17 protein-coding genes are annotated in these 17,705 nt (G+C 72.0%); 6 read left to right on the top strand and 11 right to left on the bottom strand.

The genetic code is table 11. The features are described 5' to 3' along the window. Positions 1–38: 38 nt before the first annotated feature. Positions 39–794, top strand: coding sequence for an AIM24 family protein (locus OG294_RS05715; RefSeq protein ID WP_327065303.1), 756 nt, complete (start codon positions 39–41; stop codon positions 792–794). Between the two features lie 7 nt (positions 795–801). Here OG294_RS05715 and OG294_RS05710 read toward each other — a convergent pair whose 3' ends face one another. Beyond that, positions 802–2,949 (bottom strand): MMPL family transporter, encoded by a 2,148-nt coding sequence (locus OG294_RS05710; protein ID WP_327065302.1) that lies wholly within the window; start codon positions 2,947–2,949, stop codon positions 802–804. Between the two features lie 212 nt (positions 2,950–3,161). On the opposite strand from OG294_RS05710, the gene OG294_RS05705 reads away from it, so the two are divergent. Further along, positions 3,162–3,743, top strand: a complete 582-nt coding sequence (locus tag OG294_RS05705) for a nuclear transport factor 2 family protein (RefSeq protein ID WP_327065301.1) — start codon at positions 3,162–3,164, stop codon at positions 3,741–3,743. 19 nt (positions 3,744–3,762) lie between these two features. On the opposite strand, the gene OG294_RS05700 is transcribed toward OG294_RS05705, so the two are convergent. Both OG294_RS05700 and OG294_RS05695 read right to left on the bottom strand, forming a co-directional pair. Continuing rightward, positions 3,763–4,119, bottom strand: coding sequence for a PRC-barrel domain-containing protein (locus OG294_RS05700; RefSeq protein ID WP_327065300.1), 357 nt, complete (start codon positions 4,117–4,119; stop codon positions 3,763–3,765). Positions 4,120–4,206: 87 nt separating this feature from the next. Further along, positions 4,207–4,635 carry an SsgA family sporulation/cell division regulator gene (locus tag OG294_RS05695; RefSeq protein ID WP_327065299.1) on the bottom strand — a complete coding sequence of 143 codons (429 nt, stop codon included), beginning with the start codon at positions 4,633–4,635 and terminating at the stop codon, positions 4,207–4,209. A gap of 226 nt (positions 4,636–4,861) precedes the next feature. Between OG294_RS05695 and OG294_RS05690 the strand changes: the two genes are divergently transcribed. Continuing rightward, positions 4,862–5,866, top strand: coding sequence for a YdcF family protein (locus tag OG294_RS05690; RefSeq protein WP_327065298.1), 1,005 nt, complete (start codon positions 4,862–4,864; stop codon positions 5,864–5,866). 56 nt (positions 5,867–5,922) lie between these two features. Here the strand turns inward: OG294_RS05690 and OG294_RS05685 are convergent, their stop codons facing one another. After that, positions 5,923–6,411: an ATP-binding protein gene (locus OG294_RS05685; RefSeq protein WP_327065297.1), complete on the bottom strand. Its 489-nt coding sequence runs from the start codon at positions 6,409–6,411 to the stop codon at positions 5,923–5,925. Positions 6,412–6,541: 130 nt separating this feature from the next. Next, entirely contained in the window at positions 6,542–6,940 is a 399-nt protein-coding gene (locus tag OG294_RS05680; protein WP_327065296.1) for an STAS domain-containing protein, read from the bottom strand. A gap of 286 nt (positions 6,941–7,226) precedes the next feature. On the opposite strand from OG294_RS05680, the gene OG294_RS05675 reads away from it, so the two are divergent. Next, positions 7,227–8,150 carry a SigB/SigF/SigG family RNA polymerase sigma factor gene (locus OG294_RS05675; protein WP_327065295.1) on the top strand — a complete coding sequence of 308 codons (924 nt, stop codon included), beginning with the start codon at positions 7,227–7,229 and terminating at the stop codon, positions 8,148–8,150. Between the two features lie 109 nt (positions 8,151–8,259). Next, on the top strand, positions 8,260–9,048 hold the full coding sequence (locus OG294_RS05670) for an SDR family NAD(P)-dependent oxidoreductase (protein WP_327065294.1): 789 nt from the start codon (positions 8,260–8,262) through the stop codon (positions 9,046–9,048). A gap of 41 nt (positions 9,049–9,089) precedes the next feature. On the opposite strand, the gene OG294_RS05665 is transcribed toward OG294_RS05670, so the two are convergent. Together OG294_RS05665 and OG294_RS05660 are read right to left on the bottom strand one after the other, a co-directional pair. Next, positions 9,090–9,902 (bottom strand): glycoprotein, encoded by an 813-nt coding sequence (locus OG294_RS05665; protein ID WP_327065293.1) that lies wholly within the window; start codon positions 9,900–9,902, stop codon positions 9,090–9,092. Then, positions 9,899–10,507, bottom strand: coding sequence for an RNA polymerase sigma factor (locus OG294_RS05660; protein ID WP_327065292.1), 609 nt, complete (start codon positions 10,505–10,507; stop codon positions 9,899–9,901). Before OG294_RS05660 ends, OG294_RS05665 begins: the two co-directional genes overlap by 4 nt. A gap of 302 nt (positions 10,508–10,809) precedes the next feature. On the opposite strand from OG294_RS05660, the gene OG294_RS05655 reads away from it, so the two are divergent. Further along, complete coding sequence (locus OG294_RS05655; protein WP_327065291.1) at positions 10,810–11,616, top strand: SAM-dependent methyltransferase; 807 nt, start codon at positions 10,810–10,812, stop codon at positions 11,614–11,616. 115 nt (positions 11,617–11,731) lie between these two features. On the opposite strand, the gene OG294_RS05650 is transcribed toward OG294_RS05655, so the two are convergent. From OG294_RS05650 to OG294_RS05635, 4 genes are read right to left on the bottom strand one after another with little or no spacing between them, the layout of a single operon-like run. After that, the gene (locus OG294_RS05650) at positions 11,732–13,810 is read right to left on the bottom strand and encodes an ABC transporter ATP-binding protein (RefSeq protein WP_327065290.1); all 2,079 of its coding nucleotides are present in this window, start codon (positions 13,808–13,810) and stop codon (positions 11,732–11,734) included. A 3-nt stretch (positions 13,811–13,813) separates the two neighbouring features. Beyond that, complete coding sequence (locus OG294_RS05645) at positions 13,814–14,731, bottom strand: ABC transporter permease (protein WP_327065289.1); 918 nt, start codon at positions 14,729–14,731, stop codon at positions 13,814–13,816. Then, positions 14,731–15,675, bottom strand: a complete 945-nt coding sequence (locus OG294_RS05640) for an ABC transporter permease (protein WP_327065288.1) — start codon at positions 15,673–15,675, stop codon at positions 14,731–14,733. Before OG294_RS05640 ends, OG294_RS05645 begins: the two co-directional genes overlap by 1 nt. A gap of 52 nt (positions 15,676–15,727) precedes the next feature. Beyond that, positions 15,728–17,617, bottom strand: a complete 1,890-nt coding sequence (locus OG294_RS05635; protein WP_327065287.1) for an ABC transporter substrate-binding protein — start codon at positions 17,615–17,617, stop codon at positions 15,728–15,730. Between the last annotated feature and the right edge of the window lie 88 nt (positions 17,618–17,705).

The raw sequence follows: 17,705 nt of genomic DNA, 5'->3' as shown, positions 1-17,705 counted from the left end.
CGGGCGGCAGCGCCGCCCGGCAGGGGGAGGGGCTCGGGATGCGGGCGGTAGTCAAGGGCAGCACCATGCCGGTGCTGGAGGTCGAACTGGAGGCGGGCGAGAGCCTGGTCTCCGCCCACGGCGAGCTGTCGTGGATGTCGGCGAACATGCAGATGTCGCAGACCACCAACGCCGGTGGCGGGCGCGGCGGCCTGATGAACACGCTCAAGCGCGCGGTCGGCGGCGGTGGCATCTTCCTGACGCAGTACCAGGCGCACGGCGGCCCGGCCCTGGTGGCCTTCGCGGCCAAGGTGCCGGGGCACATCGTGCCGGTGGACATCGCGCCGGGGCGCACCATGCTGGTGCACCGGCACGGCTGGGTCTGCGGCACCCCCGGGGTCAGCCCCACCGTCGCCCTCCAGCAGTCCTTCCGGGGCGGCCTGTGGGGCGGCGAGGGCTTCGTGCTCCAGCGCCTGCAGGGGCAGGGGCGGGCCTGGGTGGAGCTCTCCGGTGAGCTCACCCAGTACACCCTGGGGCCCGGCCAGACGATGCTGGTCCACCCCGGGCACGTCGGGATGTTCGAGGAGTCGGTGCAGTTCAGCATCACCCGGGTGCCGGGCATCGCCAACAAGATCTTCGGCGGCGACGGCTACCACCTGGTGGCACTGACCGGACCGGGCCAGATCTGGCTGCAGAGCATGCCGCTGTCCAACCTGGCCCACGCGCTGGAGCCCTACCTGGCCCGTGACGCCGCCACCGCCGGTGCCGAGGGGGTCGGCCTCGGCGGCATCGTCGGCACCATGATGCGGAACTGACGGATCATCAGGCGATCTGCGGCAGCAGGCGGGCGAGCGGGCGGGGCAGCCACCAGTTGAGGTTGCCCAGCAGCTCCATGATCGCGGGCACCAGCACCATCCGGACCACCGTGGCGTCCAGGAAGACCGCGACCGCCAGACCCAGGCCGAACTCCTTGACGGCGATGTCGGGTGTGGCGAGCACCGAGAGGAAGACGGTCACCATGATCGCGGCGGCGGCGGTGATCACCCGGGCGGTGCGGCCCAGGCCCTGGGCCACCGCCTCCCTGGTCGGCGCGCCGGCGTCGTACTCCTCGCGGATCCGGGAGACCAGGAAGACCTCGTAGTCGGTGGAGAGCCCGAACAGGATCGGGAAGATGAACAGCGGCACCCAGGCCGTGATGGGCGCCGTGGTCGGGAACCCGAGCAGGCCGCCGAGCCAGCCCCACTGGACGATGGCGACCAGCACGCCGAAGGCCGCGCCCACCGACAGCAGCGTCATCACCGCCGCCTTCAGCGCGATCGCCACCGAGCGGACCAGCACCAGCAGCAGGACCAGCGCCAGCCCGATCACGGTCGCGATCAGCCAGGGCAGCCGGGCCGACACCTCGGCGGCGAAGTCGGTGTCGCCCGCGGTGGGACCGCCGATGTGCACCACCAGCCCGGTGCCCCGGACGGCGTCGGGGATCACCTGGCCGCGCAGCCGGTCGAGCAGCTTCGGGGTGGCCGCGTTCTGGTGGGCGGTGGTCGGGTAGGCGATGAAGAGCGCGGCCATGCCGTCCTGGCTGGTCTGCGGGGGCGTGACCGCCGCGACCCCGGGCGTGCGGGCGACGGCGGCGACCACCGGGTCCAGCTGCGCGCCGCCGCCCGGTGCGCCCGGCGGGGGCGCGGCGGGCAGGGCGGCGACGATGACGAAAGGCGCGTCGAAGCCCGGCCCGAAGCCCTCGCTGAGGATCCGGTAGGAGGCGTAGCCGCTGGTGTCGTGCGGCTCGGTGCTGTTGTCCTCGAAGCTCAGCCGCATCGAGAAGGCGGGCACGGCGAGCACGATCATCAGCGCGGCGCCCGCCACCAGGCCGGTCACCGGGCGGCGCTGGATCACCCGGGCCCACCGCTCGGCCATCGGGCTGCGCGAGCCGGTCCGCCCGAAGTAGGGCAGCTTGAACCGGTCGATGCCGCGCCCGGCGAAGCCGAGCAGCGCGGGGAGCAGGGTGATCGCGGCGACCATCGTCATCAGCACCGTGACCGAGGCCGCCACGGCGGTGGCGTTGAGCAGCTTCTGCTGCACCACGAAGAGCCCGAGCATCGCGATCACCACGGTGGCCCCGGCGAAGAGCACCGAGCGCCCGGCCCGCGCGATCGCCACCACCACCGCGTCCTCGGGTGTCAGCCCGTCGGCCAGGCCCTCGCGGTAGCGGGTGACGATGAACAGCGCGTAGTCGATGCCCACGCCCAGGCCCAGCAGCGTGGAGACGATCGGACTGAACGACGGCGCGGGGAACAGGTGGCCGAGCAGGAAGATGAGGGCCAGCCCGGTGCCGATGCCGAACAGCGCGGCGAGCATCGTCAGACCCGTCGCCAGCAGTGAGCCGAACGCGACGAGGATGACCACCATCGCGGCAAGGCCGCCGATCGCGTCCGACGCACCGCCGTAGGGAGTCTCGGCCGCCACCACGTCGGCGCCGCCGAGCGCGAAGGTGACGCCGGTGCCGCCGGCCGCCTTCACCTGGTCGACGAGGTGGCCGACCTCGCTCGCCGGCAGCGGGGTGACGGCGGACTGCAGCGTCGCGAAGGCGATCGTGCCGTCCGCCGAGATCTGCCCCGGGCTGCTGTACGGCGAGTGCACCGTGGTGAGGTGCGGGGCGCCGGACAGCTGGGTCAGCAGGGCGTCCACCCGGTCGCGCACCGCCGGGGCCGCGACGCCCGCCGGGGCCTGGACCGCCAGCGTCAGACCGCTGCCCTGGCGCTCGGGGAAGTGCAGCTTGATCAGGTTCTGGGCCTGCGCGGACGGCGACCTCCCACCGGTGAAGTTGTTGTCGGCGGGGGCCTTGAAACCGAAGCCGACGAGCAGCAGCAGGACGGTACCGACCACCCAGAGCAGCAGCACGAGCCGACGGCGGCGGTAGCAGAAGCGGCCGAGCCGAGCCATCCGTCCTTCACGGGCGACCGCTGATGCCATGCCGGGACCACCTCGTCCGCTGCCGAGCGCCTCGGTCGCGCCGGACTGGCGCAACCTCCTGATCAAAGCGCGCCGGCCAGGCGGGCGCACGCCCGGCGAGCCGATCGGCCGACGGGTCGGCGGACCGGGCACCGGTCAGCGTTGAACGCCGCGGCGGCCCCGATCCGTCCCACAGAATGCCGGAACCGAGACAGTGGAGAGAGGACGCACCCATGAACGACGTCGTCGAGGTGACCCAGCTGGTCCTGCACGAGCGCCAGGCGCGCGACCGCGGCTGGTGGGAGCAGATGCGCGCCTGCTTCGCGCCCACGGCCACGGTGCGACTGAGCTGGTTCCGCGGCAGTGCGGCGGACTTCGTCACCGCCTCCGAGCAGATGGTGGCGAGCGGCGACCTGGCCGCCCACCGCCTCGGCCCGCCGGTCGTCGACGTGCACGGCGCGCGGGCGGTGGTGGAGCTGCCGGCGGCGATCGAGCTGCGGGCCGAGCTGGACGGCGTCGAGGTGGACCTCACCTCCTACGCCAGGCTGGTCTACCGCGTGGCGCGGCACGAGGGGCGGTGGCTGATCGAGTCCTTCGACCCGGTCTACGAGCGGGACACGCTGCTGCCCAGCCACCCCGGCGCCCGGCTGGTGGTGGACCCGGCGGAGCTGAGCGGGCTGCGGCCCGCCTACCGGCTGCTCGGCCACCTGCTCGGCCGCCGCGGCTACCGGATCGCGGACGACCTCTACGGCGACGACCGGCCGGAGCCGGTGGCCGCCTTCTACCGGGAGACCTTCGCCTGGCTGAACGCCTGAGCGGGCGTCAGCCAGGGAGTCAGGGACGGCCCAGCCGCCGCGCACCGCCCGGGGCGGTGTCGTAGGCCAGCTCGTAGTGGGCGAAGACCGCCGCCTCGTCCTCGGCCGGCAGCACGTCGTCGGTGCCGATCGACGGCGCGTCCTTGACCTGGTCACGCGGGTAGCGGACCTTCAGGTAGCCCGGCCCCACGCTCGCGCCGGCCAGCGGCACGAAGGTCAGCCGTCGCCGGGTCGGCATGCCGACCACGACGGTGGCGAAGGCGGGCTGGTCGCTGAGGGTGTCCACGTAGACGGCCTCCAGCTGGCCGATCCGGCGGCCCTCGACGTCGACCACGTCGTGGCCGCGCCACTCTCTGATGTCCTCGGGCTCGAACACTGCTCGACCTCCTCGCGCGTATCGCATTCCATGGTCTCGCGGGTCCGCCGGAGCGGCGCGTCCACCCGGGCTCCTGCGGAGACCGGTTCAGAACAGGCGGTTGGCGAACTCCTCGGCCGTTTCGGGCCAGCACAGCCGCTCGCTCTCGGTGCCCGGCGGCACCAGCCGGTAGCTCGCCGCCAGGAAGTCCTGCAGGTCGGACGCCTCCAGGTGGAAGGCCGCGAAGCCCTCCGCCGAGTGGAAGGTCAGGCGCACGGTGCCCGCCGACGGCAGCGGCCGCAACCGCAGGTCCCCGAGCCCCGCCGGGGTGTGGCTGCCCTCCGCCAGCAGCTCCCGGCCCACCGTCCAGGACAGGCCGCTGCCCGCGCCCGGCTCCTCGTCGAACCGGGCGCCGCTCGGGAAGCAGAGGTGGACGGCGTACGGGTCGTCGGCCCGGTAGCGCAGGACGACCCGCAGGCGGCGTGGAAGTGGGCCGGTCAGCTCCCCCGAGGTGAGGAACTCCACGGTCTCTGGCATGCCCGGCCTCCTGCGGCGAACGGTGGTTCGTGTTGTCTCCAGAGTCGCGTCTGCCCGGAATCACGCGCTCCATGCCGGGCGTGTCGCGAGGCGCTGCCGCTGCCCCCCGGCGCGCATCCGGGCGGCGTCACGGGCGGGCGGCGGAGGTCGGGATCTCGTCCCAGGACCGAGCCGGTTTCGGAACAGAGCCGTTGCTGCGCCGGGCTCGTTCCCTAGGATCCTTGCCATGCTCGCCTATCTGCTGGCCGCCCTGCTGGGCGCCGCGTTCGTCGTCCGGACCCGCCGAGACCGCAGGCGGTTCGGCAACGGCGTGCTGCTCGGCCTGGCCCTGTGCTGCCTGGCGCTGGGCCTGCTCGGCGAGCTGAGCCGGTTCCCGCTCCGGGCGGCGCACGTGGTGCTGGCGGTGCTGCCCACGCTGGTCGGGCTCAGCGTGCTGGCGACCGCGATCCTGCTGGTGGCCAACGGGGTCACCATGGTCCGCCGGGAGGGCGGGCGGCTGCCCAACCTGCTCTCCGGGCTGGCGGGCCTGGGCATCTTCGCGCTGCTGGGCCTGCTGCTGGCCGCCGTGCACCTGGACAGCCGTCCGCTGCGGATGCTGGCGGTGGTGCTGCTCCTGCTCGCCGGCTACTTCGGCTTCCTGCTGCTCTGCTTCGTCGGCTACGCGCTCCTCTACAGCCGCCTGATCCGCCGGCGCCCGGTGGACTTCGTGGTGGTGCTGGGCGCCGGGCTGGTCGACGGCTCGCGGGTGCCGCCGCTGCTCGCGGCCCGGCTGGAGCGCGGGCTCGCCCTCTACCAGGCACAGGCGGGGCGCGGCTCGGCGCCGCTGCTGCTGGTCTCCGGCGGCAAGGGCTCCGACGAGTCCCGCTCCGAGGCCGACGCGATGGCCGACTACCTGATCGGTCGCGGGCTGCCCGCCGAGCGGATCAGGCGCGAGGGCCGTTCGGTCAGCACCGAGCAGAACCTGGAGTTCAGCCGGGCCCTGATGGAGGCCGAGCGGCCCGGCTACCGCTGTGCCGTCGTCACCAGCAGCTTCCACGTGCTGCGCGCGGCGGTGATCACCCGCCGCGCCGGGGTGCGCGGCCAGGTGCTCGGCGCGCCGACCGCGCCGTACTACTGGCCGAGCGCGACGCTGCGCGAGTTCGTCGCCGTCCTGGTCGGCCACCCCGTGACCAACCTGGGGGTCTGCGCGCTGCTCGTGCTGCTGGGCACGAGCGCCGGCTGGCACCGCTGAGGGCTGCCGACGGGCAGGCGCGGCGCGCGCGGGAAGCGCCTGCCCGCCGGCGGCCCTCAGCCGGCCGGCAGGTCGATCTCGGCCCAGACCGCCTTGCCGGGCCCGTCGGTGCGCGGGGTGTGGCCCCAGCGGCTGGCGAGCAGGGCGACCGTGTGCAGCCCGTGGCCGCCGGGCCGCCCGGGGGTGTGCGGCAGGCGGGGGACCGGTGGGGCGGCGACCGCGTCGAAGACCTCGATGCGGATGGTGCGGGCGCTCGCGCGCAGCACCAGCTGGTCCGCGCCGCCGGTGTGCTGGCAGGCGTTGGTGACCAGTTCGGAGACCACCAGCAGCAGGTCGTCCGCTCTGGCCTGCTGGTCCGGGTCCTCGGTGGGCAGCAGGCCCCAGTCGTTCAGGGCCTGGCGGGTGTGGTCGCGGCACCGCCCGACCGTGCCCTGGGTACCGGCCAGGGTCAGCCGGCGGATCTGCCCGGAGGCGGGCAGGCCGGGCAGCGTGGGCAGACCGGGCGGCGCGGTCCGGTCGCTGGTCCGGAACTCACTGGCGCTCATCTGTCCTCACTTCGGCGGCCTGGTGAAGTGGCGGTGGTCGACACTCGCTGTCTCGTGTGCCCGCTGGAACTCACCGGACACCTGGTGCTCCGGTGCCCGGTGCGAGCGTGGCGGCACGGCCGGCGGACGGTCATCCGCGGACGGCCGCGGGGACGTCGGGGCGGATGTCGAAGACCGCGTCGGTGCCGGTGAGCTCGAAGACCCGGGCGACGGTGGCCTGCAGGTCGGCCAGGACCAGGGTGAGGTTGGCCTGCTGGGCCTCGATGCGGGTGGTGAGCAGGAGGTTCAGGCCGGTGGAGTCGCAGAAGGACAGGCCGTGGCAGTCCACCACCACGCGTTCGGTCGCGGCACCGATGGCCTCGCGCAGCCGCTCGTGCAGCAGGCCGGCGCTGTCGAAGTCGAGTTCGCCGACCGGGGCGACGACCACGGCGCCGTCCGTGGCCCGCACCTCGGCGGTGAGCCGTGCTGCCGGCTGCCGCCCGTGGGGCGGTGTGCCGGCCCCGCCCTGGGCGGGGACGCTGTTGCGCATGGTGCTCCTTCGTCGGGCCTTCGCCGGGGCCACCGCCGTGCTGGAGCCGGCCGCGCGACGCACTGCTTAGACCATACGGGTGTGGTCCCGCACGGGGTAGGCAACAGTAGCCCGGTCGGCGAGCCAGGCGCCTGCTCCGTGAAGTCCTCGGGTGGGATGTGAGGGAAGTGTGTCGTATTGGTGGAACATCGGAGAAGTTCGGAGCAATGAGGTCTGGCCTCGCCGAACCGGGGCACCCGACCCCCTGTTGCCAGCAGCGAGCGACTTCCAGCAGAGGAGAGAGAGCATGCCGACCATCGTGTCCGGCCCTTCGACCACTGCCCAGCGCGAGGGCGCCCGGCCGAGCGACCCCGCGCCCGCGGCGGCCGTGACCGGCCCGGCGGACCTGACCAGGCTCGCGGCCGACCTCGGGATCGACACCGAAGACCTGGCGCGGGTCTGCCCGGCCGACGCGCGGGCGCTGTCGAAGGTGCTCTTCGACCGGCTGCGCGCGGCGGAGGAGGGCACCGCCGAGTACTCCTACGTGCGCGGCACCCTGATCGAGCTGAACATGGCGCTGGTCAGGTTCGCGGCCGGCCGGTTCTCCCACCGCAGGGAGCCGGTGGCCGACATCCTGCAGGTCGGCACGATCGGCCTGATCAAGGCGATCGACCGCTTCGACCCGGCGTACGAGGTGGAGTTCTCCACCTTCGCGCTGCCCACCATCAGCGGCGAGATGAAGCGCTTCTTCCGGGACACCGGCTGGATGGTGCACGTGCCGCGCCGGCTGCAGGAGCTGCGGCTGACGCTGGCCAAGGCCTCGGACGCGATGGAGCAGCTGCTGGACCGGGTGCCGACCGCGGCCGAGCTGGCCGCCCATCTCGATCTGACGGAGGAGGAGGTGCGGGAGGGCCTGACCGCCTCCCAGGCGCAGAGCACCAGCTCGCTGGACGCGCCGGCCGGTGCCGACGGGTCGGTGGACGGGTGCCCGCTGGGCGAGCGGCTGGCCGTGGAGGAGCGCGCCTTCGAGACGGTGCTCTGCCTGGAGGCGCTCAAGCCGCTGATCGCCGCGCTGCCCGAGCGCGACCGCACCATCCTGTCGCTGCGCTTCGGCACCGAGCTCACCCAGGCCGAGATCGGGCGCGAGCTGGGCATCTCGCAGATGCACGTGTCGCGGCTGCTCAACCGGATCCTGGCCCGGCTGCGCACCGCGCTGCTCGCCGAGAGCTGAGCCGCCGCTCGCCGGGGGCTCGGCCGCGCCCGTTCCCCGTTCGGGGTTCGGTGCCCGGGTTCGGTGCAACTCGTGGTGCTGGTGGCACGGTTGCGCCTATCGTTGCGCCATGGCGGGATTCGACGGTTATGGCGTGCTGGTCACCGGCGCCGGGCAGGGCATCGGCGCGGCGATCGCCCGGCGCTTCGCCGCGCAGGGTGCCGGGGTGCTGGTCACGGACCTCGACCCGGCGCGGGCCGAGCGGGTGGCCCGGGCGATCCGGCAGGACGGCGGCGCGGCCGAGGCGGCGGGCTGCGACGTCGGTGACGGCGCGGCGGTGACGGCGGCGGTGGACCGGGCCGTGCGGGCCTTCGGCGGCCTGGACGTGCTGGTCAACAACGCCTATGCCTGCCACCCGGATCCGGAGCTCTTCGAGGACCACCAGGACGCGCCCTGGTACCAGGACTTCGAGATCACCCTGCACGGCGCCTACCGCTGTGTGCGGGCCGCGCTGCCCAGCCTGGTGGCGGCCGGCGGGCGCGGCGCGATCGTCAACATCGGCTCGGTGAACGCCGAGCGCTGGTTCGGGGTGCACGCCTACAGCGCCGCCAAGGCCGCGCTCGCCTCGCTGACCCGCACGCTCGCGGTGGACTGCGCGCCGCGCGGGGTGCGGGTCAACCTGGTCGAGCCCGGCACCGTCGGCACCAGCGTCTGGGACGACCGCCCCGGGGTGCTGCAACGCGCCGCGACCCAGTACCCGCTGGGACGCGTCGGCCGGCCCGAGGACATCGCGGCGGCCGTGACCTTCCTGGCCTCGGCGGACGCCTCCTGGATCACCGGGGTGACGCTGCCGGTGGACGGCGGGCTGCTGGTGAGCAACCTGGGGCTGAACCGGGCGATGTCGCCGCCCTTCGACTGAGCCCGCTCCGGCCACAGGCCCTCGGGCCTGTCCAGCACGCCCTATGGCCTGGCCCGGCCAGGGCGGTGCTCCGCCGCCGCCGGCGGGTCGGGGGTCAGCGTCCCGGGGCCGAGCGAGTCGGGCTGCGGGATCTCGCGGAGGTCGAACTCGTCCATCTTGACCGGGAGTTGTTCGATCACGGCGGCCAGGGCCGGAGGCAGCTGGGGCGCCAGGCCGCGGTGGCAGCGGGCCAGGATGTCGCGGCGCACGGCGTCCGGCAGCAGCGGCTGGCTGGAGCGCAGCGGCCGCGGCGGCGGGGAGGCCTCGGCCAGCTCCGCGCGCTCGGCCAGGTCGCGGGACCAGGCCTGCCAGTAGTCGGCGTCGCTCAGCTCGCCCAGGTGCAGGTGGTGCAGGTGCAGGCAGTAGGCGGAGATCCGGCTGCCGGAGCCGGCGGCGAAGCGCCACCAGAACTCGGCCCCGTCGATCCGGCCGGTGGCGTACAGCAGCGCGGCGAACACCTCGGCGCCCTCGGGCTGGATCTGCTGACTGTTGACCAGCAGGTCCAGGCCGCTGGCCGCCTCCGGTGCGTCCAGCACCAGCGCGACCACCAGGCCGAGCTCGAACCGGGCCTGCTCGTGCTCGGAGTGCAGGTTGACCGGGGCCGCGGTCAGGCGGGCCTCGCGGGCGGTGGCGATCCGCTCGTCGTACGGGCGCGGTGGAGCCGGCACCACCAGCGGGCCGGCGCTCGCCGCCGCGTCCGCGCCGGGCCGTGCGCCCCGGTCCGGCGCCGCGGGCTCGGGCGGCTCGGCCGGGTCCAGGCCCAGCCAGCTCTCCAGCGCCTGGGGTTCGCCCGGACTCCGGTGCGGGCCGCTCATCGCTCGGCCCTGCGATCCGGCAGGTCGGCGATCCCCAGCCGGCGCGCCAGGCGCTCGCGGGCGTGCCGCAGGCTCGAGCGGACGGTCTCCACCGGCCGGTCGAGATAGGCGGCGATCTCCTGGTCGTCCAGGTCCAGGACGTAGCGCAGGATCACCGCGTCGCGCTGGCGGTCGGGCAGCGCCAGGATCGAGCTGTAGAGCCCGATCTGGTCCTCCTCGGTCCGCAGGCTGTCGCCCGCCAGCTCCTTGAACCCGCCGATCACCGCCGCGAAGGTGGTGGCCTCGACGGCCAGCGCGTCCTCGTCCCAGGACCAGGAGTGCAGATGGGACTTGAGCAGCCGCCAGGCGTAGGCGGCCGGCAGCGGGTGGCGCAGCGCGTGCGACCACTGCTCGGCGAGGTCCGTGCGCATCGCCGTGACCACCAGCTCGGCGTCCGCGCGGTTGCCGATCCTGGTGCGGGCGAAGGCGAGCCAGGCCCGCCCGTGGATCTCGCAGAAGACCTGGTAGGACAGACGCAGCCGGGCACTGGCCGCGTCCTTGCCGGTGCTGTCCACCGCCTGCCCTCCCTGGCGTCCAGCGGTCTGGCCGCCCCTGTCGAACGTCATGGGTCCTGCCTTTGTCGGTCGTCGGCGCGGCCGGGCCGCTGCGGGAAGCCTCGGTCATACCCTCGCGGACCTATGGAACCAGAATGGACACGCTCTGGTGCAAGACAAGAACAGTTTGTGATGCTCAGACAGTCCTACAGTCCGAGAACTGGTCGGACATCCCACTCTGACATATTGTCATATGCTTTTGGCACAAGCATCCTTGGGGCCCTCGGTCCTGATGGTTGCGGCGCTCGGTCCCGGGAACCATGATGATCGGATCATGACGGAACGTCCGTCCGCGCTCACCTGGGGGGAAGCCGATGACCGACTACGACGGGGTCAACCTGGAACTGCACCGGGCGCACTCGGCCCGGATGTACGACTACTTCCTCGGCGGGGTCACCAACTTCGCGGCCGACCGGGAGGCCGCGGGCAAGGCCAAGGCGGTCATGCCGTGGATCGAGACCACGGCCCGGATCAACCGCGCCTTCATGCACCGCTCCACCCGCGCGCTGGCCGAGGCCGGAATCGACCAGTTCCTCGACGTCGGCACCGGTATCCCCACCTCGCCCAACCTGCACGAGGTCGCCCAGCAGGTGAACCCGGGGGCCACGGTCGTCTATGCCGACAACGACCCGATCGTGCTCGCGCACGCCAAGGCGCTGCTGGTCGGCACGCCCGAGGGGCGCACCGCTTACCTCCAGGCCGATGTGACCGATCCGGCCACGTTGCTCGACTCGGCCGAGCTGCGCGAGGTGCTCGACTTCTCCCGGCCGATCGGGCTGAGCCTCAACGCGCTGCTGCACTTCGTGCCCGACGAGCTGGGGACCTACGAGATCGTCGAGCACTTCAAGAGTGTGCTCGTCCCCGGCAGCACGCTCACGATGACCCATGTGACCTCGGACTTCGCGCCCACCGAGATCGCCCGCCTGGTGGAGATCTACCAGGCGGCCGGCACTCCGCTGCAGTCGCGCAGCGAGCAGGAGTTCACCCGGTTCTTCAGCGGCTGGGACCTGGTGGCGCCCGGTGTGGTGCCCACCCAGCGCTGGCGTCCGGGCACCCCCGAGGTGGCGGCGGCCAGCGACGTCGAGTCCTCGGTCTACGCCGCGGTGGCGCTCAAGCCCTGACGGTGCGTCCGCGGGGTCGGCGGTTCTCCGGCCCCGGCCGGCGCAGGGCCCGGAACGCGCCGGTCCGGTGCGGTCGGCAACCCGCCGACCGCACCGGACCCCCGGGGCGCGTGCGTCAGGCCGCCCCGGCCGCCGCAGGTGCGGCCGCTGCCGGCTCGCGCAGCGGGAAGTGGCAGGCGGCCAGGTGGTCGCCCGCACCGAAGGCCACCAGCGGCGGCTCGGTGCTCGCGCACAGGTCCTGCGCCGCCGCGCAGCGGGTGCGGAACCGGCAGCCGGACGGCGGGTCGATCGCGGACGGCAGCTCGCCGGCCACGCCCTGGCTGCTCTTGGCCTTCTCCAGCACCGGGTCGGCCACCGGGACGGTGTCCAGCAGACCGCGGGTGTAGTGGTGCACGGGGGAGGAGTAGACCGACTCCGCCGGGCCGACCTCCACCAGTTTGCCCAGGTACATCACGCCGATCCGGTCGGCCAGGTACCGCACCACCGACAGGTCGTGCGAGATGAACAGGTAGGACAGCCCGAACTCGCCGCGCAGGTCGCTCATCAGGTTGAGCACCTGGGACTGGATCGAGACGTCCAGCGCCGAGACCGGCTCGTCGGCCACGATCAGCCGCGGCTGCAGCACCAGCGCCCGGGCCAGCCCGATGCGTTGGCGCTGCCCGCCGGAGAACTCGTGCGGGTAGCGCTCCAGCGCGCTGGACGGCAGGCCGACCACGTCGAGGATCTCGCGCAGCCGCTTGTCCCGCTCGCTGTGGCTGCCGACCCGGTGGATGTCCAGCGGCTCGCGCATGATCGTGCGCACGGTCATCCGCGGGTTCATCGCCGCGTACGAGTCCTGGAACATCAACTGCAGTTCGCGGCGCAGCCGGCGGCGTTCCGGGCGCGCGGCCCGGGTCAGGTCCTTGCCGTCGAAGAGCAACTGGCCGCTGGTGGGCGCCTCCAGGCCGACGATGAGCTTGCCGAGGGTGGTCTTGCCGCAGCCGGACTCGCCGACCACGCCCACCGTCTCGCCGTGACGCACCGTCAGCGAAACGTCCGCCACCGCGCTGACCGCGCCCACCGCCCGTCGCAGCAGCAGGCCCGAGGTGATCGGGTACTCCTTGACCAGGTTGGCCACCCGCAGCAGCGGCTCGCCCTCGGCACCGTCGAGTTCTCGCACCGTCCTGGTCCGCTCGGTGGCCTGCGCCACCGCCTCCCGCGGCAGCGCGGCGGCCTCGCCGCTCTCCGGCGCGCCGACCGGATGGAAGCAGGCGAAGCGGTGTGCGGGCACCTCGCCGCCGAGCGGCGGCTCGGTGCTGCGGCACTCCTCGGTGGCGTAGCGGCAGCGCGGGGCGAACCGGCAGCCGGCCGGCGGCCGGGTCAGGTCCGGCGGCAGGCCGGGGATCGAGTACAGCCGTTCCCCGGACTCCGCGCCGCGCTCCGGCAGCGAGGCGAACAGCGCCTCGGTGTACGGGTGGCGCGGGTTGGCGTAGAGCGTCTCGGTGTCGGCGGTCTCCACCACCTTGCCCGCGTACATCACCGCGATCTGGTCGGCCCGGCCCGCGATCACCCCGAGGTCGTGGGTGACCAGGATGACGGCCATGCCCAGCCGGTGCTTCAACTGGTCGATCAGCTCCAGGATCTGCTTCTGGATGGTGACGTCCAGCGCCGTGGTCGGCTCGTCGGCGATCAGCAGCTTGGGCTCGTTGGCCAGCGCCATCGCGATCATGGCGCGCTGGCGCATCCCGCCGGAGAGCTCGTGCGGATAGGCGAGCGCGCGCTGCGCGGGACTGGGCATCCCCACCAGCGAGAGCGCCTCCACGGCGCGTTCGTGCGCCTCCTTGCGGGAGGCGTGGCGGTGGATCCGCACCGACTCGGAGATCTGCTTGCCGATGGTCATGGTCGGGTTCAGCGAGGTGGCCGGATCCTGGAAGATCATGCCGATCTCGTTGCCCCGGACGTGGTCCATCGCCGCGTCGTCCAGTTTCAGCAGGTCGCGCCCGTCCAGCAGCACCTGGCCGCCGACCACGTCACCGCCGTTGGGCAGCAGTTGCATGATCGACATGGCGGTCATGGTCTTGCCGCACCCCGACTCGCCGACGATGCCGAGGGTCTGCCCGGCATCGACGCGCAGGCTGACCCCGTCCAGTGCGTGCACCACCGAGCGCTTGAGCCGGATCTCGGTGCGCAGGTCGGTCAGTTCTAGAAGGGCCACGGCTCACCGCTTCTGTAGACGGGTCTCGAAGGCGTCGCGCAGGGCGTCGCCGATCACGTTGAAGCACAGGATGATCAGGATGATCACGACGGCCGGCGGATAGATCATCCACCAGTACCCCTGGCTGGCGAAGGTGGTGCCGATGTCGAGCATGCCGCCCAGGTCGTTGTTGGGCGCCTGCAGACCCAGGCCGATGTAGCTCAGGGTGGAGAGCGCGAAGACCGCGTCGGCGATCGAGAACGTGGTGTTGACGATCGTGGTGCCGATGGTGTTCGGCAGGATGTGCCGCAGCACGATCCGGCCGCCGTTCGCGCCCATCATCCGGGAGGCGGAGACGTAGTCGCGGACCTTAAGGGTCAGCGCCTCGCCGCGCACCAGACGGGTGATGCCGAACCAGGAGGTGAAGCCCACCTCCATGATCAGCATCGTCTTGCTCTTGCCGTAGACGCCGCTCAGGTAGATCAGCAGGAAGATCAGCGGGAAGGACATCAGCGAGTCGATCACGCGCATCATCAGCGCGTCGATCCAGCCGCCCAGGTAGCCGGCGATCGCGCCGTAGAGGGCGCCCGCCACCGCGGCGATCAGACCGGCGGCCAGACCGATCTCCATGCTGGTCTGCCCGCCGACCATCATCTTGCCGAGCTCGTCGATGCCGTCGTTGTCGGTGCCCAGCGGGTGTCCGGTACCGGGCGGCTGGGTGACGGCGTGCAGGTCGACCACGGTGGTGTTCGAGTGGTAGAAGAGCGGGCCCAGGAAGCAGAATCCGACGATGACCACCAGGATGCTCACCGCGGCCAGCGCCAGCTTGTTCTCCGCGAAGACCTCCCAGCCGCGCCGCAGCATCGAGCGGGGCCGCTCGATGGGCTCGGTGCCGGGCGCGGGGACCGGAGTGTCTGACGCCGTGTCAGTTGTCGTTGTCATCAGGCGAGCCTCACTCGGGGATCGAGCACGGCGTAGCTGAGGTCGGCGATCAGCGAACCGACGACCGTGACCACCGCGGTCAGCAGGGTTGCCGCCAGGGTGATGCTGTAGTCGTTCTGCTGGGCCGCGCGGGTGGTCAGCAGGCCGATCCCCTGGATGTTGAAGACGTACTCGACGATCAGCGAGCCGCCCACCAGGACCGGCAGCGACAGGCCCACCAGGGTGACCATCGGGATCAGCGCGTTGCGCAGCACGTGGGCGTAGAGGGTGCGCCGGCTGGAGGCGCCCTTGGCCTTGGCGGTGCGCACGTACTCCTGGGTGATCTGGTCCAGCACCCCCGAGCGCATGTAGCGGCTGTAGCCGGCCACCGTCGTGATGGTCAGGGTCAGTACCGGCAGCACGACCGCCTCGGGGTTGCTCAGCGCGTCGCCGAAGGTGGAGACCTGGTTCTGCACCGAGACCCACTTCAGGTCGTCCTCGAACCACTGCTGGATCAGGAAGCCGAGGAAGAAGGTCGGGACCCCGTAGGCCACGAAGGAGAAGACCGTGAAGCCGTGGTCCAGCGCGCTGTTGCGCTTGATCGCCTGCGCCATGCCGACCGGCACGGCGATCAGCAGGGCCAGGACCAGCGCGGCGCCGACGATGAAGGCGGAGGCGCCCAGTGCGTTGAACAGCAGGTCGGAGACCGGGCGTTGCTGGGCGTAGTCGAAGCCCAGGTTGCCGTGCAGCAGGCCGTCGAGCCAGTTCCAGTACTGCACGTAGACGGGGCGGTCCAGGCCCATCTGGTGGGTGAGGTGTTGGATGGTGGTCGGGGTGGCGCGTGCGCCGAGGATCGCTCGCACCGGGCCACCCGGCATGAGTTGCATCAGGCCGAAGGAGATGACGGTGACCATGAACACCGTGACCAGGGCCTGGAACAACCGACGGACGAGGTAGGCCGTCACTGCGACCCCCCGAGGAACAGGGGGGCCGCAGCGGGCAGTTCAGCGGTCAGAGTCATTTGGTGTAGTACCAGTACTCCGGCTCGTAACCCTGGAACGGGTCACCCGCGTCGATGTGCAGGTTCTTGCTCACCTCGCCGGCCGCCAGCAGGTTGGGGTTGTAGATCACCGGCTGGTCGTTGGCGATGTAGTCCTCGTAGGCGTACATGTCGTTCACGTCGTTGCTCGTGGTGACCTTGGCCGCGAGCGCGTCGAGCTTCGGGTCGGAGAAGCCCCAGATGTTCGGGCCGGCGCCGGTGGCGAAGAGCGCGTCGCCGGTCGGGTAGTAGTCGGGGTTGAAGACCCAGCCGCCGTAGAGCAGCGCCTGCCACTGGCAGCCCGCGGGCTGCGACGGGGAGCAGGCCACGCCCTCGTTGCCGATGGTGTTCTGCGCCTGGCTGACCGTGTTGATGCTGATCCCGGCCTTGGCCGCGTCCGAGCGCATGTCGGCCGCCATGGTGTCCAGGGCCGGCTCGCCGGAGGGGTAGTCCAGGGTGAAGGCGGCCTTGGTGCCCGCGGCGATGCCGGCGCCGCACTGGCTGTCGCCGGTGCCCGGCGAGGTGCACACGGCCGGGGACTGGCTGGTGTCCCAACCGTGGCTGGTCAGCGCCTGCTTGGCGGCCGAGGGGTCGTAGTTGACCTGCTCGGAGGCGCTCTTGGGCGACAGGGGGTTGCCGGACGGCTGGGAGGGCACCGCGCCGGTGGTCGGGTAGGCCCAGCCCTTGTAGATGCCGTTGATGATGCCCTGCTGGTCGACGGTCTGCTGCAGGGCCTTGGTGAAGTAGGACTGCTTGAAGAGCGGGCCCACGTTCGGGTTGGCGAAGTTGATCTGGTAGTACGAGATCGAGTCCAGGTAGGTCGGCGCCGGGATGTAGTAGCCCTGGCCGCTCAGCGGGTTGCCCGCGTCCGGGTTCTTGGCGTTGTACTGCGGGGTGTCCTGGGCCGGGAGGTAGCCGACGTTGATCGCGTTGGCGCCCGAGCTGCCGGCCTGCAGGTCCGCGAACTCCTTGGTGTCCGAGGTGTAGGGGACGAAGTCCACCTCGTCCAGGTAGGGCTTCTGCGGGCCCGAGTAAGTGGCATTGGGCGCCATGGCGTAGGCGCCGGAGGTGCCGTCGTAGCTCTTGAGCTTCCACGGGCCGTCGACCACGGACCAGAGCGGGCTGCCGACGTAGCTGCTGCCCTTGGTCGACTCACCGCTGAGGTAGGCGTAGTCGGCGGCGCAGTCGCTCTTCATCGCGTCCGAACCGTAGGTGTCCGTCGCGCACTTGCCCTGCTTGCCCGCGCCGGTGACGTCCCAGGCGAGCGGCATCGGGACGATCTGGCTGAGCTCGTTGTCCAGGAACCAGGTCTGGTTCACCTGGGTGTTCAGGGTCAGCGTCAGGGTCTGGCCGGAGGCGGTGGCCGAGGCGATGTTGTCCGGGAAGTACTTGGCACCGATCGCGGGGTTGGGCGGCGTGTAGTTGCCGCTGTTGCTGGTCTCCGCCGCCGACATGTTCACCCAGAACAGCGCGTCCTGGGCGGTGACGGTCTCACCGTTGGACCACTTCCAGTCCTTGAGCTGGATGGTGACCGTGTTCCCGTCCGCGCTCCAGCTGGGCGTCTGGCCGATCGACACGTCGGGGTCGAGCGAGATCTTGTCGTTCAGGCCCCAGTAGTACAGCGGGCGGTACATGAGCTGCTGGAACTGGGTGGTGTTCACCGTGGATTCCTGCGGAGCGGTGTCGAACGGCCAGATGGCGTTCGGGAAGGCGGAGGGCGTTTCGGCCACGCGCACCACGCCGCCCTGCTTCGGCGTCCCGGTGGGGCCGTTCGCGTTGTTGCCGCCACCGCCGCTGCCCCCACACGCGGCCGTGGTCGCAAGTGCCGCGATCAGCACCGCGGCCTTGGAGAGCCTGCGTGGCCCCACGGATTTCCTCATTGCGTGACACGCCCCTTATCCCCTTGGACATCAGCGGGTTGCCGCCCTGCGCGTCCGGCCGGGTCTCGGCGGGCGC

The sequence above is a fragment of the Kitasatospora sp. NBC_01302 genome (genome assembly GCF_035976515.1).
Taxonomy (GTDB): Bacteria; Actinomycetota; Actinomycetes; order Streptomycetales; family Streptomycetaceae; genus Kitasatospora.
This window is presented reverse-complemented; position numbering and strand designations above follow the sequence as displayed.

What these genes read in the sequence shown, in the direction of transcription:
- OG294_RS05705 (WP_327065301.1), top strand. Translation starts at nt 3,162, where the DNA reads ATGAACGACGTCGTCGAGGTGACCCAGCTGGTCCTGCACGAGCGCCAG.
- OG294_RS05710 (WP_327065302.1), bottom strand. Translation starts at nt 2,949, where the DNA reads ATGGCATCAGCGGTCGCCCGTGAAGGACGGATGGCTCGGCTCGGCCGC.
- OG294_RS05660 (WP_327065292.1), bottom strand. Translation starts at nt 10,507, where the DNA reads ATGACGTTCGACAGGGGCGGCCAGACCGCTGGACGCCAGGGAGGGCAG.
- OG294_RS05690 (WP_327065298.1), top strand. Translation starts at nt 4,862, where the DNA reads ATGCTCGCCTATCTGCTGGCCGCCCTGCTGGGCGCCGCGTTCGTCGTC.
- OG294_RS05670 (WP_327065294.1), top strand. Translation starts at nt 8,260, where the DNA reads ATGGCGGGATTCGACGGTTATGGCGTGCTGGTCACCGGCGCCGGGCAG.
- OG294_RS05645 (WP_327065289.1), bottom strand. Translation starts at nt 14,731, where the DNA reads ATGACAACGACAACTGACACGGCGTCAGACACTCCGGTCCCCGCGCCC.
- OG294_RS05685 (WP_327065297.1), bottom strand. Translation starts at nt 6,411, where the DNA reads ATGAGCGCCAGTGAGTTCCGGACCAGCGACCGGACCGCGCCGCCCGGT.
- OG294_RS05680 (WP_327065296.1), bottom strand. Translation starts at nt 6,940, where the DNA reads ATGCGCAACAGCGTCCCCGCCCAGGGCGGGGCCGGCACACCGCCCCAC.
- OG294_RS05675 (WP_327065295.1), top strand. Translation starts at nt 7,227, where the DNA reads ATGCCGACCATCGTGTCCGGCCCTTCGACCACTGCCCAGCGCGAGGGC.
- OG294_RS05655 (WP_327065291.1), top strand. Translation starts at nt 10,810, where the DNA reads ATGACCGACTACGACGGGGTCAACCTGGAACTGCACCGGGCGCACTCG.
- OG294_RS05695 (WP_327065299.1), bottom strand. Translation starts at nt 4,635, where the DNA reads ATGCCAGAGACCGTGGAGTTCCTCACCTCGGGGGAGCTGACCGGCCCA.
- OG294_RS05665 (WP_327065293.1), bottom strand. Translation starts at nt 9,902, where the DNA reads ATGAGCGGCCCGCACCGGAGTCCGGGCGAACCCCAGGCGCTGGAGAGC.
- OG294_RS05715 (WP_327065303.1), top strand. Translation starts at nt 39, where the DNA reads ATGCGGGCGGTAGTCAAGGGCAGCACCATGCCGGTGCTGGAGGTCGAA.